The organism is Shewanella litoralis (genome assembly GCF_009828585.1).
Taxonomy (GTDB): Bacteria; Pseudomonadota; Gammaproteobacteria; order Enterobacterales; family Shewanellaceae; genus Shewanella; species Shewanella litoralis.
Map to the genome: position 1 here is coordinate 53,275 of NZ_WSRZ01000021.1, position 17,781 is coordinate 71,055.

Annotated in this window: 20 protein-coding genes; 14 read left to right on the forward strand and 6 right to left on the reverse strand. The window is 42.6% G+C overall.

All coding sequences use genetic code 11. From position 1 onward, the window contains the following. The first annotated feature begins 51 nt into the window (after positions 1-51). From gspG to GQA99_RS15970, 8 genes are read left to right on the forward strand one after another with little or no spacing between them, the layout of a single operon-like run. Entirely contained in the window at positions 52-486 is a 435-nt protein-coding gene (gene gspG / locus GQA99_RS15935; RefSeq protein WP_160055511.1) for a type II secretion system major pseudopilin GspG, read from the forward strand. A gap of 1 nt (position 487) precedes the next feature. Then, positions 488-1,060 carry a type II secretion system minor pseudopilin GspH gene (gene gspH / locus GQA99_RS15940; RefSeq protein ID WP_160055513.1) on the forward strand — a complete coding sequence of 191 codons (573 nt, stop codon included), beginning with the start codon at positions 488-490 and terminating at the stop codon, positions 1,058-1,060. Next, positions 1,053-1,451 carry a type II secretion system minor pseudopilin GspI gene (gene gspI / locus GQA99_RS15945; RefSeq protein ID WP_160055515.1) on the forward strand — a complete coding sequence of 133 codons (399 nt, stop codon included), beginning with the start codon at positions 1,053-1,055 and terminating at the stop codon, positions 1,449-1,451. Before gspH ends, gspI begins: the two co-directional genes overlap by 8 nt. Continuing rightward, positions 1,432-2,124 (forward strand): type II secretion system minor pseudopilin GspJ, encoded by a 693-nt coding sequence (gene gspJ, locus GQA99_RS15950; protein WP_160055517.1) that lies wholly within the window; start codon positions 1,432-1,434, stop codon positions 2,122-2,124. The genes gspI and gspJ overlap by 20 nt, the downstream gene beginning before the upstream one ends. Further along, positions 2,124-3,110 (forward strand): type II secretion system minor pseudopilin GspK, encoded by a 987-nt coding sequence (gspK, locus tag GQA99_RS15955; protein ID WP_160055519.1) that lies wholly within the window; start codon positions 2,124-2,126, stop codon positions 3,108-3,110. Before gspJ ends, gspK begins: the two co-directional genes overlap by 1 nt. Positions 3,111-3,161: 51 nt before the next feature. Further along, on the forward strand, positions 3,162-4,370 hold the full coding sequence (gene gspL, locus GQA99_RS15960) for a type II secretion system protein GspL (RefSeq protein WP_160055521.1): 1,209 nt from the start codon (positions 3,162-3,164) through the stop codon (positions 4,368-4,370). Position 4,371: 1 nt separating this feature from the next. Further along, positions 4,372-4,848 carry a type II secretion system protein M gene (locus GQA99_RS15965; protein ID WP_160055523.1) on the forward strand — a complete coding sequence of 159 codons (477 nt, stop codon included), beginning with the start codon at positions 4,372-4,374 and terminating at the stop codon, positions 4,846-4,848. A 9-nt stretch (positions 4,849-4,857) separates the two neighbouring features. Continuing rightward, positions 4,858-5,619 (forward strand): type II secretion system protein N, encoded by a 762-nt coding sequence (locus GQA99_RS15970; RefSeq protein ID WP_160055525.1) that lies wholly within the window; start codon positions 4,858-4,860, stop codon positions 5,617-5,619. A 100-nt stretch (positions 5,620-5,719) separates the two neighbouring features. On the opposite strand, the gene yrfG is transcribed toward GQA99_RS15970, so the two are convergent. Continuing rightward, positions 5,720-6,367, reverse strand: a complete 648-nt coding sequence (gene yrfG / locus GQA99_RS15975; protein WP_160055527.1) for a GMP/IMP nucleotidase — start codon at positions 6,365-6,367, stop codon at positions 5,720-5,722. Positions 6,368-6,444: 77 nt separating this feature from the next. Between yrfG and nudE the strand changes: the two genes are divergently transcribed. Both nudE and cysQ read left to right on the forward strand, forming a co-directional pair. After that, positions 6,445-7,011 carry an ADP compounds hydrolase NudE gene (nudE, locus tag GQA99_RS15980; protein ID WP_160055529.1) on the forward strand — a complete coding sequence of 189 codons (567 nt, stop codon included), beginning with the start codon at positions 6,445-6,447 and terminating at the stop codon, positions 7,009-7,011. Between the two features lie 137 nt (positions 7,012-7,148). Further along, on the forward strand, positions 7,149-7,958 hold the full coding sequence (gene cysQ, locus GQA99_RS15985; RefSeq protein ID WP_160055531.1) for a 3'(2'),5'-bisphosphate nucleotidase CysQ: 810 nt from the start codon (positions 7,149-7,151) through the stop codon (positions 7,956-7,958). An 81-nt stretch (positions 7,959-8,039) separates the two neighbouring features. On the opposite strand, the gene mnmH is transcribed toward cysQ, so the two are convergent. Together mnmH and selD are read right to left on the reverse strand one after the other, a co-directional pair. Continuing rightward, positions 8,040-9,143, reverse strand: a complete 1,104-nt coding sequence (gene mnmH, locus GQA99_RS15990) for a tRNA 2-selenouridine(34) synthase MnmH (RefSeq protein ID WP_160055533.1) — start codon at positions 9,141-9,143, stop codon at positions 8,040-8,042. Next, a complete protein-coding gene (gene selD / locus GQA99_RS15995) occupies positions 9,140-10,198 on the reverse strand; it encodes a selenide, water dikinase SelD (RefSeq protein WP_160055535.1) in 1,059 nt (352 codons plus the stop codon). Before selD ends, mnmH begins: the two co-directional genes overlap by 4 nt. Before the next feature lie 193 nt (positions 10,199-10,391). Here selD and GQA99_RS16000 point away from each other — a divergent pair, with 193 nt between their 5' ends. Both GQA99_RS16000 and GQA99_RS16005 read left to right on the forward strand, forming a co-directional pair. Continuing rightward, the gene (locus GQA99_RS16000) at positions 10,392-10,997 is read left to right on the forward strand and encodes a TetR/AcrR family transcriptional regulator (protein ID WP_160055537.1); all 606 of its coding nucleotides are present in this window, start codon (positions 10,392-10,394) and stop codon (positions 10,995-10,997) included. Further along, complete coding sequence (locus tag GQA99_RS16005; RefSeq protein WP_160055539.1) at positions 10,994-12,853, forward strand: MFS transporter; 1,860 nt, start codon at positions 10,994-10,996, stop codon at positions 12,851-12,853. Before GQA99_RS16000 ends, GQA99_RS16005 begins: the two co-directional genes overlap by 4 nt. 70 nt (positions 12,854-12,923) lie before the next feature. Here GQA99_RS16005 and GQA99_RS16010 read toward each other — a convergent pair whose 3' ends face one another. Continuing rightward, positions 12,924-14,033: an acyl-CoA desaturase gene (locus GQA99_RS16010; protein WP_160055541.1), complete on the reverse strand. Its 1,110-nt coding sequence runs from the start codon at positions 14,031-14,033 to the stop codon at positions 12,924-12,926. Between the two features lie 156 nt (positions 14,034-14,189). Here GQA99_RS16010 and fabR point away from each other — a divergent pair, with 156 nt between their 5' ends. Then, a complete protein-coding gene (fabR, locus tag GQA99_RS16015; RefSeq protein ID WP_160055543.1) occupies positions 14,190-14,807 on the forward strand; it encodes an HTH-type transcriptional repressor FabR in 618 nt (205 codons plus the stop codon). Positions 14,808-14,957: 150 nt separating this feature from the next. On the opposite strand, the gene trmA is transcribed toward fabR, so the two are convergent. After that, positions 14,958-16,055: a tRNA (uridine(54)-C5)-methyltransferase TrmA gene (gene trmA, locus GQA99_RS16020; RefSeq protein WP_160055545.1), complete on the reverse strand. Its 1,098-nt coding sequence runs from the start codon at positions 16,053-16,055 to the stop codon at positions 14,958-14,960. A gap of 129 nt (positions 16,056-16,184) precedes the next feature. On the opposite strand from trmA, the gene murI reads away from it, so the two are divergent. Further along, on the forward strand, positions 16,185-16,964 hold the full coding sequence (murI, locus tag GQA99_RS16025) for a glutamate racemase (protein WP_160055547.1): 780 nt from the start codon (positions 16,185-16,187) through the stop codon (positions 16,962-16,964). 25 nt (positions 16,965-16,989) lie between these two features. Here murI and GQA99_RS16030 read toward each other — a convergent pair whose 3' ends face one another. Next, the gene (locus GQA99_RS16030; RefSeq protein ID WP_160055549.1) at positions 16,990-17,433 is read right to left on the reverse strand and encodes an RNA recognition motif domain-containing protein; all 444 of its coding nucleotides are present in this window, start codon (positions 17,431-17,433) and stop codon (positions 16,990-16,992) included. Positions 17,434-17,781 lie beyond the last annotated feature (348 nt).

Genomic DNA, 17,781 nt, shown 5'->3' on the forward strand with positions numbered 1-17,781 from the left:
GCAAAGCCGGTTAGCTCAAGATTTTGAGTCATTTTTAGAAGGAAGTCTTTAATGCAACAACACAATAAACAACGCGGTTTCACCTTGCTAGAAGTAATGGTGGTGATTGTTATTCTTGGTATTTTAGCGTCAATGGTTGTGCCTAACTTAATGGGCAACAAAGACAAAGCGGATCAACAAAAAGCGGTTTCAGATATTGTTGCACTCGAAAATGCTTTAGATATGTACAAATTAGATAACAGTATTTACCCAACTACAGAGCAAGGTCTTGACGCATTAGTACAAAAAACGACCTCATCGCCAGAGCCTCGTAATTTCCGTGAAGGAGGTTATGTGAAGCGTTTACCACAAGATCCATGGCGCAATGACTATTTACTGTTAAGCCCAGGTGAAAATGGCAAAATTGATATCTTTAGTTCGGGCCCAGATGGCCAACCAGGGACTGAAGATGATATTGGCAGCTGGAATTTACAAGACTTCCAATAATATGCATTTTCGTCGTCACGCAGGCTTTACCTTACTTGAGGTATTACTGGTTGCATTGTTAATGGGTTTGGTGGCTGCTGCAGTCACCATTTCTATGAACGTCGCAGGGCCAGAACAAGCGCTTAAAAAACAGGCGCAACGTTTTATGTCGGCCACTGAAATGGTGTTGGATGAAAGCGTGCTCAGCGGCCAGTTTATTGGCATTGTGATTGATGAAGACGAATACCAATTTGTATTTTATAAAGAAGGTAAATGGATGCCTGTTGAGCAAGACCGTTTATTGGCAACTCAACAAATGGAACCAGGAGTTGTGCTCGACGTTGTGATTGATGGCATGCCATTAGTACAAGAAGATGAACAAGACGAGTCGTGGTTTGACGAGCCGTTTATCGATGAAGAAAGCGAAGAAGAAAAGAAAAAACATCCTGAACCACAGATTTTATTATTCCCAAGTGGCGAAATGACCCCATTTGAGCTTAATTTTGCCACCATAGATGATGAGCTTAAACCCGTTAATGTATTAGTGGTTGGTGATGCTTTAGGCCGGTTAACCCTAGGGCGAGTCGATGAATAATTCACCTCGCTCTATTCACTCATTGAATAAACAGCTAGGCATGACTTTGCTTGAGGTGATTGTAGCATTAGCGGTGTTTTCAATTGCTGCGGTGTCGGTAACCAAAAGCTTGAGCGAGCAAATGGCCAATATGCCCATTTTAGAAGAGCGCACGCTTGCCCAGTGGGTTGCTAGCAATCAAATGGTTGATATTAGATTAACCAGTGACTTTCCTGATATTGGCAAAAAAGAAGGTCAGGTCGAATTAGCTGGGCGCGAATGGTACTGGCGACAAGAAGTGGTAAAAACCACAGACGATAAATTTAGAATGATTAAAGTGAGTGTTAGCGACGATAACCGCTATGAACGAATTGTCGCTCAGGTAAGCAGTTATGTGCACAACAAAGCCTAATATAGGCGGTTTTACCTTACTTGAAATGCTCATCGCAATAGCGATTTTTGCCATGCTGGGTATTGCGGCTAACTCGGTATTGTCTGCGGTAATGAAAAATGATGAAGTGACCAAAGACTTTGCCGTTCGCCTCAAAGCATTACAACAAGGGTTTGGTGCATTAGAGCGTGATTTAGGCCAAATGGTGGCTCGTACGCCACGATCATTTGAAGGCGATCGTGCTAAGCAGTTTTTTCAAGCTGGCGATAATATTCTCGACTCTGACACTCAAGCATTAATGTTTTTCAGATTAGGTTGGCTAAACCCAGACGGCATGTTACCCAGAGGCAGTGTGCAATCGGTTGCTTATGTGGTGCAGGCGGGGCGTTTAGAGCGTTGGTATTATCCGTATCCTGAGCCTGTTGTGGGCGCAGAACCATTAAAAAGCCTAGTGATTGACCATGTGGTATCGATTGAGTATTCGTTTTTTATTGATGATAAATGGCAAACTAAAGCTGATGGAACCGTAATGCCAAAAGGTATTGCCATGGAAATCGAAATCGAAGGCCTAGGTAAAATTCAGCGACGTTTTTTATTGCCTAAAGGCGCACCCGTTACCGAATCAAAAGGTGATTCAAAAGATGATTCAAAAGATGATTCAAAAGATGACTCAAAAGATGAGGGTACAAGCTAATGGGCGGCCAAAAGCAGCGAGGTGTCGCGCTTATCGTCGTAATGCTGATTGTGGCGTTAGTGGTCATTATTGCCACCAATATCACCAGCCGTAACCAGTTATCTATGCGCCGGACGTTAAATATGGCGCAATATGACCAAGCTTATTGGTATGCCATGTCTGCTGAAGAGCTGGCAATGAAAGTGCTGAAACAAGATTTTGAAGACGCCGAAGGCACAGTGCATTTACAACAATATTGGGCGTTAGCTAATGTAGTATTTCCGGCAGAGTACGGCGAAATTGTTGGCGAAATTGAAGATATGCGAGCCTGTTTTAATGTTAATGCCGTGGGTGAGCCGTCAAGCAGTACCGAAGATAATCAACCTAAAATGACCTTAGCAGCAAGGCAGTTTCAATCCTTGTTAATGGGTTTAGGTGTTGATGACTTTGGTGCTGAGCAACTAACGCAAACCTTAAAAGATTACATCGATGTGGATACGGTATCGAGTGCTTATGGTGCAGAAGATGCAGAATATGAATCACGTAATGTGCCGTATCGCGCAGCAAATACCTTGATGCAACATCGCAGCGAATTACGTGCAGTGCTTGGGTTTAATCAAAATGTGTACATCAATATTTTAGATTATGTCTGTGCAATACCCGGCGACAGTCGACAGTTATTAAATGTGAATACCGTTAAAGTGGAACAAGCCGCCTTACTTGCTGCAATGTTAGAGAATGAAGTCTCAGTAAGTGAAGCTGAAAATATTATCAACGAACGTCCTGCAGACGGTTACGGTACCATTGAAGAATTTTGGGAAAGCTCATCGCTTAGCAGTATTAAAGCGGAAGCGGATCTCAAGTCGAGCTTTGTTGTCGATAGCGAGTATTTTTTATTACACGCGGGCGCCAAAGTCGACAATGCAATATTTAGAATGGACAGTGTGCTTAAGCGCAATGGCAATAATTTAGAAGTGCTCACCCGTCAGTATGGTGGCCAACAATAATAACAAGCTCATAGCGTATAAAAGACGTATTGAGAGCGGTGGAGAATAACAGTGTCTGAACGGCTATTTATCCGGTTAGGAAAAACATCAGAACACCCATGTTCATGGCTTGTCTGGTCAGAGCAAGAGCAAGAAATTATTGCCTCAGGTGAGTTGGCTGACGCCGCGAGCCTGAGCAGTTTAGCTGAGCGTGCGGGCAATCGTCCTGTTGATGTACTTGTGCCTGCGGCCAGTATGACATTGACTCAAATCGCATTGCCTGAAAAAGGCCAGCGCCAAGCGTTAAAAGCCTTGCCTTACATGCTAGAAGAATCGCTCGCAACAGACGTTGACCGTATGCATTTTGTGGTGGGTCCGCGCGAGGGTGAACTCCTCAATGTAGCAGCCGTTGCCCATGAGCAAATGCAAACCTGGCTAGCCTGGTTACAAGAAGCGGGCTTAAAAGTAAAACGCATTGTGCCAGACTGTTTAGCATTGCCATTAGAGCAATGTCGATGGGCAGCAATGAGCTTAGGTAATGAATATCTTATTCGTACATCTGAAGGTGGCGGTATAAGCCTACCTAAAGCGTGGTCAGCCTTTGCACTGCCTCAGTTAGTCAAGCAAGCGACAGCACGTAATGATAACGCGCAAATTAATGTAGCTTGTTATAGCGAAGATATTGCGATTGACGGTGTGCAAGTAGACAGTAAGCCACTTGATCTGCCTATGATGGTATTGGCTAAAGGGGTGCTGAATGCCCCCATTGATTTACTCAGTGGGATCTACAAGCCAAAACGCGAATACAGCAAACATCTGTTAGTGTGGAAAAATGCTGCGATTATTTTAGTACTCGCCATTGTATTAGCATTGGTGAATAAAGGTTTGATGATCCATCAGCTTAATAACGACACTGAAGTGCTACGTGCTCAAAGCGAAGCCATTTTTAAGCAGGCTGTACCAGGTGTAAGTCGCATTGTTAATATGCGCTCGCAAATGGACAGTACCTTACGCAATATGCAAGGCCAAGGTGGCGGCGCGGCATTTTTTGAGATGCTCGACGGACTTAAACCGGCATTCAGTAAAGTGCCAGATCTTAAGCCAAATAGTTTGCGCTTTGAGGGCAATCGTAATGAGTTACGTATGCAAGTGACCGCGCAAAATTATGCCCAAATTGATCAATTTAAAGAGATCGTAGCCAAAGATTATCAATTAGACGGTGGCGCAATGAACAGCACGGACGAAAACGTGACCAGCACCTTGACCTTGAGGAGCAAATAAAATGAATAATTTGCGTACCTGGTGGCAAGGTTTAGCGCTGAGAGAACAGCAGCTCGTTGGTTTTTGCGCAGCGATTCTTGTTGTTGGGATTATGTATTGGGGTATATGGACACCAATATCAAATGCTCAAATAGAGGCGGAACGCAGCCATAATGCTGCCCAGCAAACCTTAAATTATGTCAAACAAACCGCCAATAAAATTGCCGGTTTAAAGCAAGCAGGCGCTCAAGCAAAAGTGCGTGGCAGCTTAAGTTCAATCGTTAACCAAACGGCTGGGCAATATCAATTAGAAATCACCCGAATGCAGCCGCAAGGTGACAAAATACAGTTGTGGATGGACGATGTTCCGTTTGATGCATTGCTCGGTTATTTACACGATTTAGTTGAACAAAAAGGCTTAACGCTAGACAGCGTCGATTTAGCCGAATCTGATGTTACTGGCTTTGTTAAAGTCAGACGTATTCAGCTTTCACAGTAAGGATTTTTTGTGAGTTTATTTTTTAAAATACTGGTTGGCGTACTGGTTTATTTTGTGTTTCTCGTCGCGTACATTCCTGCAAACTGGTTAGTCAGTATTGCACCGCTCCCTAACAATGTGGTCATTAGCGGCACAGAAGGGACATTATGGGAAGGCAAAGCAGCATTAGTTTCAGTTGATCAGCGTCAAGTTGAGCATGTGAGTTGGCAACTAAGCCCTTGGGGTTTGTTTATGGGCCAAGCCAATATTGATTTCAGCATTGGTAATCGTGCAACACCGGTTAGCGGTAAGGGCAGTGTAACCTGGTCTCTTGCGGGGATCAGTGGTAACAATATTCGCCTTGATGTACCAGACAGTTTTTTACTTGCCGGAGCCCGGTTACCTTTTAAAACTCAAGTGAGCGGTGATGTGAGCTTAATGATTGAAGTGCTAGAGCAAGGTAAGCCTTGGTGCGAACAATTAAGTGGCAAGTTATTTTTAAATAATACCGACGTTAAAAACCAATTTGGTGCGTATCCGGTAGGTAATATCGCGCTAGGCTTGAGCTGCCTTGACGGCCAATTACAATTAGCGACAGATGAAACTCAAAATACCATCGGCTTAACGGGTACCGCTATTTTAGGTGAAGCAAACTTAGTTAAAGTCAGCGCTAAAATTAAGCCGACAGATACCCAACCAAAAGATTTACGCGACGCGTTACAATTTTTAGGTCGCCAAGATAGCCAGGGATATTATCCAATCAACTATCAGGGTGTCGTGCCAGGGTTGTAAATCAATACTGATATTGTTGGCTCACCAAATAGAAGTAAGTAAAAAGCGCGTTGATAGCAATATCAACGCGCTTTTTAATGTTCACTTTCTTTTGTACTCGTTAAAGTGCGTGTAATAAGTCACTCACCGCGGGAAACTGCTTAAATACCGTGTGCGGCTTTTTACTGTCGGGGTTACTCACACCTAATTGATAGCCCACACCAGCGCGCTTTGACGCCGCTAAAATCACTTCACTGTCATCAATAAATAAGCATCTAGCAGGTTCTAAATTAAATTTATCAAACGCATAACGCCAAAAGTTGGGATGCTCTTTGGGGTAGCCACTTTCATGACTCGACAATAACTCATCTAAGCCTTCGGCTAAATTGGTGTGAGTGAGCTTTAACGCTAAGCTATGAGGATGCGCATTGGTGAACAAAATTCGCCGCTTACTTGCACCCGCGAGAGCTTGTAAAAAGGGCATGCTGTCCTGGCGTATGTTAATCCTGTCTGCCGCCGTATGATGCAAAGCCAAAATATCTAAGCCTAAATGTTGTTGCCAATAATCTAAACAGTACCAATCTAGGGTGCCGACGACATTATGGTACGCTTGAGTCACCAAATCATTAGCATCGTCTAGGCTAATCTGGCGTAACAGGCTTAATTGCTGTGGCACTAATTGCAGCCAAAAATGGTTATCAAAGTGCAAATCTAGCAGGGTGCCATCCATATCGAGCAGCACTGTGTCTATGTTATGCCAAGGAAACATGTAAATTCCGGTTGTAGAATATACGTAGAATAGTAAGATTGTACCTTGTCTTTATTAATTCGTCACATGGGGCTGCAATGACACAGCGGCATAAAAAGCCGGAAATCCTGCACACAGAAGTCGTTGCTAAAAGCCGACTGTTTCAAATTGAGCAGGTTCACCTTAAGTTTTCTAACGGCGTTGAACGCCAATACGAAAGAATGAAAGGCGGTAGCAGAGGGGCTGTGATGATTGTCCCTATTCACCAAGGTAAATTGTTATTAGCCAGTGAGTATGCTGCAGGTACTGATAATTATGAATTAGGTTTTCCTAAAGGATTGATCGATCCTGGTGAAACAGCCATTGAAGCCGCCAATCGCGAGCTACAAGAAGAGATTGGATTTGGCAGTCATAAGCTAACACTGTTAAAAGAGTTGTCATTGGCTCCCGGTTATTTCTCAAGCAAAATGCAGATTTTTGTTGCTGAGCAGCTTTACCCCAGCCGTTTAGAAGGTGACGAACCTGAGCCGATAGATGTTATTCCGTGGCCTTTAGCGGACTGGCAATTATTACTCGACAATAGTGATTTTTCAGAGTCTCGCAGTGTGAGCGCATTATTTTTAACTCAGCAATATTTAGCAACCTCTGAGACAACGCAAAAGTAGTTTCAACCCTATAGTTCAACGTGCACGCTATTTACGCGCCACAATAATTTAGGCAAACAACCGCGATATTAAGGGATGAAAAGGTAATTGTACCCCTTAGAAGGTTATCCTTATCGAACCCAGCGATTGGAGTAGTAATGAAGCCAGAAGATGTAATTGACCAAGTTATCGGCATCGCCACTGAGGCCGGAGAGAAAATCCGCGACATTTATGTAAATGGTAGCTTTAAACGCGAGATTAAATCAGACAATACGCCAGTGACATCGGCAGATTTGGCTGCCAACGATATTATTTGCCAGCAGTTGGCTGCATTGACGCCAGATATCCCTATTTTGAGTGAAGAAGCGGCCGATATTCCATTAAGTGTGCGCGAGACATGGAAGCGCTATTGGTTGGTTGACCCACTAGATGGTACAGGCGAGTTTATTGCTGGCAGTGGTGATTTTTCTGTAATCATCGCATTGGTTGAACACAATCGCCCTATTATGGGGATTGTTTATGTGCCCATGACTAAGGTGTGTTACTACGCCATTGCAGGCTTAGGTGCGTATAAGCGTGACGGTAAAAATGAGGTCCGCATTACCAGTAGACAGCTTACCGGCAATCAAACCGATAATATTCGCTTAGCGGTAAGTCGTCGCCAAGATCCGCAATCTGTATTGAAATTAATGAACAAACCTAATCATTGCGAATTAGTGGTAATGGGTGGCGCGGCATTAAAAAGTTGTTTAGTCGCAGAAGGCCGCGCTGATTGTTATGTGCGTTTAGGGCCAACCGGTGAGTGGGATACGGGCGCGGCGCAAATTATTATTGAAGAAGCCGGCGGTGCTTTGATTGATATTAACTTGCAGCCAATGACATACAACGAACGTGAAAGCTTAGAGAACCCGAATTTTATAGTGGTTGGTAGCCCCAATTTACCTTGGGATATTTTGCTTACAACCTAGTTATTACGTTGATTTGGCGACAAGATTTATCATTATATTATGCTATTAAAAAATAGCGCCCTCAAAAGAGGGCGTTATTTTTTAGACTGTTTTACGAGCGTCTAACCATTGATGAATCGCTTGCCTGTCACCTTGAAAAATAATGCGGTCTTGTTTCTTTTCTAATTGAAACTGATACATAGGATCATAGTAAACCTCAAGTAACTCGCTAATCCACTCTAGATGTTTACTCACATCATTTTGATTCAACTGCTGTAATAATGCATCGTCTACCAATTGTTGCAGCTCACTATGTAGCTTACCGCCTAAGCGCTTACGTATCCCTGTAAGACTCTGGCTGAGATAGTCGCTAAATGCTGTAAAACCAGCTTGCTCACCAAACTTAACAACATAGTCTGCTAGCTTTTCGGTGACATAATCGTTAAGTAAACGAGGCAGACGGATGTCTCTTGGTTCATCCAGTAATACGATATCTGCAAGCTGCATGGCTTGATAAAAAGCATGAGGGAGTGCTGAGCGACCAATTAGGAAGCTCTCATCTTCAAGCAATAAATGTCGATGCTGTAGCTGCTGATGTTTGAGCAAGGATACTGCTAGTGTATTTTCAAAGTTGATTTGCGTTGGTTGTGGCTCAATGTTTTTGCCAAAGCTCGAGCCTTTATGATTGGCAATACCTTCTAAATCAACCGACTCATCACGTTGATGAATAAATTCGGTTTTACCACTGCCGGTAATGCCACTTAAAATCAGCATACTGGAGTGCTTTGGCGCACTGTTTATTGCTTCAATTAAAAAGTTGCGCATTGCCTTATAGCCACCTTGAATGTAAGGCACATTAAGGCCCGATTCTTTTATCCATTGTTGCGATAGCTTAGAGCGCAGTCCACCGCGAAAACAGTATAAATAGCTGTCTGGGTGTTGTGATAGTTGGGTTTGCCAGGCTTCAATTCGCGCTTGTTTTACCTTGCCGCTCACCAACTGGTGACCTAACGCAATAGCGGCATCCTGGCCGTGCTGCTTATAACAGGTGCCGACTTTTTCGCGCTCACCATCTTGCATTAACGGCAAATTTACCGAATGACTAAACGCGCCCTTAGTAAACTCTATTGGGGCGCGCACATCAATTAGTGGTCTGTTTTCGAGTAGTAACCGGCCATATTCAGAACTGGGAATGATGTCGTTCATTGAGTTAACTCAATGAGTATATCGTGGCCAACATTAACAGGGGTAAACTCGGCCATTGAGCCAATGCACACTGCAGTAATATTATTGGCAGTAAGTAACGCTTGCAGTTCGGCTTCGCTTTCTGCATTGACAGCCACTAATAAACCACCGCTGGTTTGTGGATCGCACAAAATGGCTTTTTGGTCGTCGGTTAAAGGTGGTAAATGCTCGCCGTAACTATCAAAGTTACGATGGGTACCGCCAGGCACACAGCCTTGTGCTAAGTAATCTGCAACCTTTGGCAGTAAAGGTACGTTATGTAATGCGAGGTTAGCTTTGAGTTTTGCCCCCTGGCACACTTCAATTAAGTGACCTGCTAAACCAAAGCCAGTGACATCGGTTAAGGCATTCACGCCAGTGATTTTAGCTATCTCGATACCAATTGTATTGAGCTGGCACATGGCTTGTGGTGCTATTTGACTATCTTCGTCACGTAATTTTTTTTGTTTTTGCGCAGTAGTCAAAATACCAATACCCAGCGGTTTGGTGAGATATAAACGATCGCCTGCTTTAGCAGTATTGTTTTGCTTGAGTAACTCAAGTGGAATTTGACCGGTGACGGCTAAACCAAAAATGGGTTCTGGTGCATCAATACTGTGGCCGCCGGCAAGCATAATACCAGCATCCGCGCAGGCTTGACGTCCGCCATCGACGACTTGTTGTGCAATCTCAGGTGGCAATACATTGACAGGCCAACCTAATATTGCAATGGCCATAATTGGCGTGCCGCCCATGGCGTATATATCGCTAATCGCATTGGTTGCGGCGATACGGCCAAAAGTAAATGGGTCGTCAACGATAGGCATAAAAAAGTCGGTAGTGCTAATAATGCCTGTTTGTTCATTGAGCTTGTATACGGCGGCATCATCACGAGTTTGATTGCCCACGAGTAAATTAGGATCAGTAAACACTGGCAGTTGCGATGCAAGAATGGTGCTTAGGACTTTAGGAGAGATTTTACAGCCGCAACCAGCGCCATGACTATATTCGGTAAGTTTAACGGTTTGCTCTGACATAATTGGGGTGATCTTTCGATGGCGTATTGAGCAGCAATTATAGTCATTATTAGGCAGAATATCTTGTGTTTTAGTCGTTTATCAAACCAAGTTGTCGTTTCCCAATAAGTAAAAATAATATTATGAACGTTGTTTTTTATTTTGTTTACTGTTAACTTAGCGTTCATTAAGATAATGGATAGTGAGTAGCGCAGTGGCCAGACGTAAAGAACACACTCATGAGCAAATTAAACAGATGGCGATAGCAGCCGTTGTTATGCATTTACAGCATGACAGTATTCACTCGTTGAGCTTACGAAAAGTTGCTGCCGAAATCGGTTATGTGCCTAGTACTTTGATTAATATCTTTGGTAATTATCAATATTTATTATTAACTGTGTCTGAGCATACGTTAGTTAACTTATATGCAGCGCTGCAAGGGTTAACCACTGAACAGCCGTTACTTAATATTCAACATATGGCGACTCGGTATAGTGACTTTGCACTGCAACATAAAAGCTGTTTCCGCCTGGTATTTGAGTTATCGTTGCCCGACAACCAGCCTTTACCTGCTAATCATTCCAATCTAATCAAATCATTATTTTCATTAGTCGAGTCGCAGCTGCGTTTATGTGTAGCAGACATTAGCGATCAACAAGTAGAGTTGATGAGCAGGGTACTTTGGGGCGGTATTCATGGATTAACGTGTTTAGCGTTAGATGGAAAATTATTTAACACACACAGTGACTTGCAGGCAATGCTGCATAGTCATGTACAAGGATACTTTGCCGGTATGGGCATAAACAGGGAGTTAGTATGATATTAACCAAACGCTTTTTTCCTTATTTTGCGACTCTGTGTTTAGGGGCGCTAAATGATAACTTTTATAAAAATGTCCTGTTATTACTGGTGACCTACAGCCAGCTTAATGCGCTGCCTATTGATGTTAACTTATTTGTTAATTTAGCCGCAGGTGTTTTCATTTTGCCTTTTTTCTTGTTTTCCGCTCATGCGGGGATAGTGGCAGATAATATGAATAAGGCAACATTGATCAAACGCTTAAAGTTACTAGAACTGATCATCATGTCCACAGCTGCTGTCGCGATAATTAGCCAGAGTTATATGGTGATGTTGGTATTGTTATTTTTAACCGGTAGTCAGTCTGCTTATTTTGGTCCGGTTAAATATTCTTTATTGCCTCAAGCACTGAGCGAGGCCGAATTAGTAAAAGGTAATGCTTTAGTTGAAATGGGCACTTTTTTGTCGATTCTCATTGGTACATTAAGTGCAGGTTTAGTGGTCGCGAATGAAAACGGTTTAACCTGGGCGGCCATCATAGTGTGTGTGCTAGCTGTAGCGGGTTATCTTTCCAGTCGAGCTATTCCTTCTTTGCCAGCGCAGGGTGAGTTAAACCCGAATAAGTTTTCACTTTTCTCAGGCACTTGGCGCTGCATTAGTAAAGCGCGTGAAACCACATCAATCTGGATGGCTATTTTAGCGATTAGTTGGTTTTGGTTTGTCGGTGCGACATATCTGACTCAGTTTCCTAATTTTGCCAAGTTGCACTTACATGCAGATGCAACGGTGGTGTCTTTACTGTTAGCGCTATTTTCTGTGGGGATTGCGGTTGGGTCTTTTGTGTGTGAACGTTTTTCGTTTGGCCATGTTGAACTCGGCCTGTTGCCGTTTGGGGTATTGGGGCTCAGTGTATTTAGCTTTGACATGATAGGCGCAATCCCGCTACAAGTGGTGGAGCCAGGTTTTGTCTATAGTTTTGAGTCTTTTATTAGCAATGCTCAGCATTATCGTGTGATGATTGATTTGTTTCTGGTGGGGTTAAGCGGCGGACTCTTTATTGTGCCTTTATATGCATTTATTCAAACTCGCGCAGAAAAACAAGAGTGTGCGCAAGCTATCGCGGCAAACAACATTATTAATGCGTTGTTTATGGTTGGCTCGGCGGTGTTATCGATAGTCTTACTTGGGGTGTTTAGTTGGAGTATTCCTGAGTTATTTATGCTTATCGGTGTACTTAACTTAGTGGTACTGATTTATGTTTACTCTCAAGTGCCCGAGTTTACTCAACGGTTTATTAGCTACCTGCTTAGTCATGTCATGTATCGGGTTAACGTGCAGGGCAGACAACACATTCCGGCTCAAGGAGCCGGGATCATTGTTAGTAACCATGTAAGCTACGTTGATGCGCTAATTATTATGGGGGCGTCAACGCGACCAATTCGTTTTGTGATGGACAAGTCGATTAGCGAAATTCCGTTATTAAAGTATGTGTTTAGGCATGCTGGCGTTATTCCTATTTGCTCACCTAAAAAGTGCGAAGCGACTTATCTTAATGCGTTCGAGCAAATTCATAATGCGTTAGCCAATGGTGAACTAGTGTGTATCTTCCCTGAAGGTCGTTTAACCTCAGATGGTGATATTGGTGAGTTTAGACCAGGCATTGAGATGATTTTACAACGCGACCCAGTACCGGTTATACCGCTAGCACTTAATGGGCTATGGGGATCGTACTTTAGTCATAAAGGCGGACATGCATTAACGACTAAACCAACACGTTTTTGGTCTCGGGTGAAGGTGAATATTGCGCCTGTGGTTGCCGGTGATACCACCAATCGTATGGCCCTTCAGCAGCAAGTGACACAACAGTTCGAACAATAAATAGTAGAGATACAATAAACAAAAAGGCCATCTTGATTAAATCAAGATGGCCTTTTTCGTTGCACTGAGTTTATTGAGCGTAAGCCGATGTTAAACTTTTCCAATGACGCTGTCTTTCTAAAAATTGACTGCGTAAATCTTGTACTTGTTGCTTAAGATTATGGTCGGCTAATTGCTTACGTTTCGCTTCTAATAAGGTTTTTTTCGCTTGATAATATTCAAGTAAGTGTTGTTTCATTAAGTCGTATTCAGCCTGAAACTTCTCAATAATTTCATCACAGTTAGGCAAGTGAGCCACTTGATTCTGGGCTCGCAAAAGTTGCATTTGCAAACGAGCACTTTCAATACGCTCTTGTGGTACTTTGCGTAAGTCAGTGGTTAAGCCGACCCAACTCATACTTTTAATTAACCACTTGGTTGGATCGTAGTCCCACCACTTAATGCCGTTGCGGTAATCGTTTTCAAAAATATGGTGAAAGTTGTGATAGCCCTCGCCATATGTCAATAAAGCGATAAATGCATTATCACGAGCCGTGTTTTTATCTGTGTACGGCTGTTTACCCCAGATGTGGGCTAATGAGTTAATAAAGAAGGTGCAGTGATGTACTACTACTAAGCGCAGTAAACCCGCCATTAACACCATAGAAAGTATGTCACCGTTTAACCAACCTAAAAATGCCGGCAAACCAATGTTCATTAAAATGACTAACGCTAGGTAGTGTTTATGTTGCCACATCACGATACGATCGTTTTGTAAGTCGCGTACGTTATTGTAATCGCTGTAACGACTGGCCTGATATTCACGTAGCATCCAACCTATGTGGCTATACCAAAACCCCATCTTAGCTGAGTACGGATCTTTATCATTATTATCAACATGTTTGTGATGTATACGATGGTCACTACACCAATGTAATGCACTATTCTGTAGTGCTAATGCACCGCCGAGAGCATATAAAAAACGAACCGCTGGGTGGGCCTTATATGCTTTATGAGACCAGAGTCTGTGGTAGCCAGCAGTAATAGATAAACCACTCGCGTAAGCAAAAACAACAAATGCAATCCATTCAATGCCGTCAAAGCCATGGGTGATACCACGCCAAGGGATCAATACCACAGCGCCAAGTAAAGTGATGGCAAATAACAGGGTATTAAGCCAAATGATTGGAGGTTTTTTCATTTAGTAGGATTCCAATTATAGGTTTTAGCAAGTTGAGCGTACATTTGTACGCTAATTTAACTTAGGTAGTAGGCATGGGTCAAGTTTAACAGGGCTGTGTTTCTGTTTTAAAAACGGTATTATCTGTTGCTAAATATTGACTGATTGGATGAGTAGATGGGTGTTAGAGCACAACAAAAGGAAAAAACGCGTCGTGCATTAGTCGATGCAGCATTTAATCAATTAAGTGCAGAACGTAGTTTTTCAAGCTTAAGTTTACGTGAAGTTGCCCGTGAAGCTGGTATTGCTCCCACTTCTTTCTATCGTCATTTTAAAGACATGAACGAACTCGGATTAACCATGGTTGATGAGGGCGGTTTAACCTTACGGCAAATGATGCGCAAAGGACGTCAACGTGCTGAAGCGGGTGGCAGTGTAATTCGTATTTCGGTCGACACCTTTATAGAAGTGTTAGAGTCTAATCCAAACGTATTTCGTATTTTGCTACATGAACGATCTGGTACATCTGCAGCTTTTAGAGCGGCCGTTGAGCGTGAAATTGAGCATTTTATTTCTGAATTGGCTCATTACACCGAAGCACAGGCTAATCGCACTCCGGATTTAGCCCGAGCACAGGCAGAAGCATTGGTTATTTTGGTGTTTAACGCAGGAGCATCGGCATTAGATATCAAACGAAGTGAGCGTAAAGCATTAGCTGATCAGCTTGTGTTACAGCTGCGCATGGTAGCCACAGGCGCCGAAGCGTTGCAGCAAAAGATGGATAATCGTGCTTAACGGATTGGGTTTAAAAAGTAGAAATAATAAGGGCGCAAAGATTTGCGCCCTTATTATTTAGTAAACTGCTTACTCATGTATGGACTCCTTTGTTTTGGTCGACACTAATTTACGACTGTAGGTTGGTGGAGTCCATACATCGAGCTCAGGTTACTTACGTACAAGTAGCACGCCCGATTCCATGTGATCGGTATATGGGAATTGGTCAAACAGGGCAAAACGGCTTATCTCATGGGTTTCGCTTAGTGTGAGTAAGTTGTCTTTTAAGGTTTCAGGGTTGCACGAGATATATAAAATACGCTCGTAGCCTTGTACAAGCTTTAGCGTTTCAGGGTCGATACCTGCACGTGGCGGATCGACAAAGATGGTATTGCAGTCAAAACTGTCTAAATCGATACCTTCTAAACGTCTAAAGTCCCGCTTTTTCGCCATTGCATCACTAAAATCTTCTGCTGACATACGGATGATTTGAACGTTAGTGACGTTATTGATGTTAATATTATACTGAGCGGCATCAACAGAAGGTTTAGCTAATTCAGTTGCTAATACACGGTTGAAATTTTGCGCCAGAGCAATGGTAAAATTTCCATTGCCGCAATACAGTTCCAACAAATCACCTTGGCTGTGCTTGGTGGCATCTATTGCCCATTCGAGCATGTTAATTGACACTTTGGCATTAGGTTGAGTAAAACTGTTCTCAATTTGCTTGTATTGTAATATCTGCTGATTAACCGTTAATGACTCGACAACGAAGTCTTTATCTAAATCGATTTTCTGTTTGCGGGCACGACCAATAATATTGACATTATACTTGGCAGCTAATTTTGCTTTTAACTGAGTTGCGTGTTCGCGCCACTCTTCGTCAAGCTGGCGGTGGTATAGCAATGATACTAATATCTCGCCGCTTAATGTCGACAAAAAGTCAATTTGGAATAGTCTATGGCGTAATGCTGGATTAGGTTTTAATTCAACAATCAATTCTGCCATCATTTGATTAATGAGCACGCCAGCAGGCAAATATTGATCGCAACGCACTTTTGCATTCAGTGCTTTATCAAACATGTAGTAATATAAGTCATCGCCTTCATGCCACATTCTAAATTCAGCACGCATGCGATAATTCATTGGCTCTGAAGCAAAGACCTCAAGTGCTGGTGGATTGAAATCGGCAAAGGCCTGTTCAAGCTTGATGCGCTTTTGTTGTAATTGTGCATCGTAGTTTTTAGGATCCATTGCAGCTAAATTCATGTAGTCCACCTAAGGCTGTAAAAAAGGGCGCAAATATTATACTAAATGACGCTTATGTCTAGTATTTCGCGACCTAGTATAAAGCGACAAGGCGAATAATACTGAACATATTGATAATTGGAGCCAATATTGTCTGGACCTATTTTAGTGTTTGATTCTGGTATCGGCGGATTGTCGGTCATGAGTGAAATTAGAAAACAACTTCCGCAGCACGATTACTGTTACTTGTTTGATAATGCCCGCTTGCCTTATGGCAACTTATCAGAGCAAGACTTGATAACAGGTTGCGTCTCGTTGATTACTCATCATGCAAAACGACTTAATGCCAGTATTGTTGTCGTTGCATGCAATACGGCAAGTACATTAGTGTTGCCACATCTACGTAGGCTATTAACCATCCCAGTTGTGGGAGTTGTACCTGCCATTAAACCAGCTGCAATGTTATCTGCCAAAAAGCATATCGGTTTACTTGCTACACCGGGCACGGTGAAGCGAGATTATACGCAAACATTAATCCAGCAATTTGCCGGCGACTGTAAAGTTGAACTGTTTGGTACATCTGAATTAGTTTTGCTAGCAGAACAACATGTCGCCCAACAAAAAATAGACATACATAAACTACACAATATTCTTGAGCCGATAAAAGCATCTGACATTGATGTATTAGTATTAGGATGCACTCACTTCCCGATGATAGCTGCAGAGATAAGTGATTATCTTGGAAAAGGCGTTGTATTATTGGATTCTGGAGAGGCAGTGGCTAAGCGGGTGAGATTTTTACTGAGTAAAGAACACCATGGTCATAAGGTATTACAAGCGTGCTATACCAAAGAGATTAACGACGGACTTAAAGGGACATTAGTCGATTATGGTTTTAGTGATTTTTCGCTGGTAACCATAACCGACTAAGGCAGTACTGAATAAAACTAACGAGCTAGCTATTATCAGAGTCAGACTCTTGCGATTTAGCTTCTCTTACTTTTAACGTACGTTCCTGGAAACTGTAGTCGTTAAGTTTAGCCATTGCTTTTTGAGCACCCGCTTCAGACATTTCAACAAAGCCAAATCCTTTACGACGTCCTGTCTTACGGTCGCGAACTAAACGCACAGAGTTAACTGGGCCATACTCGCCAAATAAAGCTTTCACTTCGCCTTCATGTACACGATAAGGCAAATTACCTACATATAGTGTCATGGTTGGTCCTACATAAGGCTCATCAGCAGAGTTTGCTGAGCTTGTAGGAATGAAGGTGAAAATTAATGTTGCTACAACAACACCAGCAATAAACGCTACAGAGGAAGATGTACCGCCAAACTGAGAAAAAACAAAAGCGCCAAGAAGCGCCGCAATCAATACAATCACGAATGATTTCTGCATAAAATAATCTCTAATGAATATGAAAATGATAAATAACTGTTAAAAACCGTTACATAGTAATTAAAATTTACCAGATACACCAGACTACTGTTGAAAAATTGAGCTCAAAATTAACTTTAATATCAAAAATTAGCATTTTGTGATCTAGCTAAAGGTGGTTCTTTAAGCAGAAAAGCCAAAAAAGAAACGATCTGAACAAAAGTTCAACGTTCAAAAGTTTAAATACATAAAAGCGCTTGCACTAAATCTTAAGCTGCCTATAATGCGCATCCACTGACACGGCAGACAGCGAAAGCAAAAGCCGGTGAGTGTTATCAAGCCATTGAGGTGGCAGAGATAACGGCAAAA

Coding starts and splice junctions, on each gene's coding strand:
- GQA99_RS15965 (WP_160055523.1), top strand. CDS start 4,372: ATGAATAATTTGCGTACCTGGTGGCAAGGTTTAGCGCTGAGAGAACAG.
- GQA99_RS16030 (WP_160055549.1), bottom strand. CDS start 17,433: ATGCAGAAATCATTCGTGATTGTATTGATTGCGGCGCTTCTTGGCGCT.
- fabR (WP_160055543.1), top strand. CDS start 14,190: ATGGGTGTTAGAGCACAACAAAAGGAAAAAACGCGTCGTGCATTAGTC.
- mnmH (WP_160055533.1), bottom strand. CDS start 9,143: ATGAACGACATCATTCCCAGTTCTGAATATGGCCGGTTACTACTCGAA.
- nudE (WP_160055529.1), top strand. CDS start 6,445: ATGACACAGCGGCATAAAAAGCCGGAAATCCTGCACACAGAAGTCGTT.
- trmA (WP_160055545.1), bottom strand. CDS start 16,055: ATGAATTTAGCTGCAATGGATCCTAAAAACTACGATGCACAATTACAA.
- gspH (WP_160055513.1), top strand. CDS start 488: ATGCATTTTCGTCGTCACGCAGGCTTTACCTTACTTGAGGTATTACTG.
- gspJ (WP_160055517.1), top strand. CDS start 1,432: ATGTGCACAACAAAGCCTAATATAGGCGGTTTTACCTTACTTGAAATG.
- gspI (WP_160055515.1), top strand. CDS start 1,053: ATGAATAATTCACCTCGCTCTATTCACTCATTGAATAAACAGCTAGGC.
- GQA99_RS16005 (WP_160055539.1), top strand. CDS start 10,994: ATGATATTAACCAAACGCTTTTTTCCTTATTTTGCGACTCTGTGTTTA.
- yrfG (WP_160055527.1), bottom strand. CDS start 6,367: ATGTTTCCTTGGCATAACATAGACACAGTGCTGCTCGATATGGATGGC.
- selD (WP_160055535.1), bottom strand. CDS start 10,198: ATGTCAGAGCAAACCGTTAAACTTACCGAATATAGTCATGGCGCTGGT.
- gspK (WP_160055519.1), top strand. CDS start 2,124: ATGGGCGGCCAAAAGCAGCGAGGTGTCGCGCTTATCGTCGTAATGCTG.
- GQA99_RS16010 (WP_160055541.1), bottom strand. CDS start 14,033: ATGAAAAAACCTCCAATCATTTGGCTTAATACCCTGTTATTTGCCATC.
- gspG (WP_160055511.1), top strand. CDS start 52: ATGCAACAACACAATAAACAACGCGGTTTCACCTTGCTAGAAGTAATG.
- cysQ (WP_160055531.1), top strand. CDS start 7,149: ATGAAGCCAGAAGATGTAATTGACCAAGTTATCGGCATCGCCACTGAG.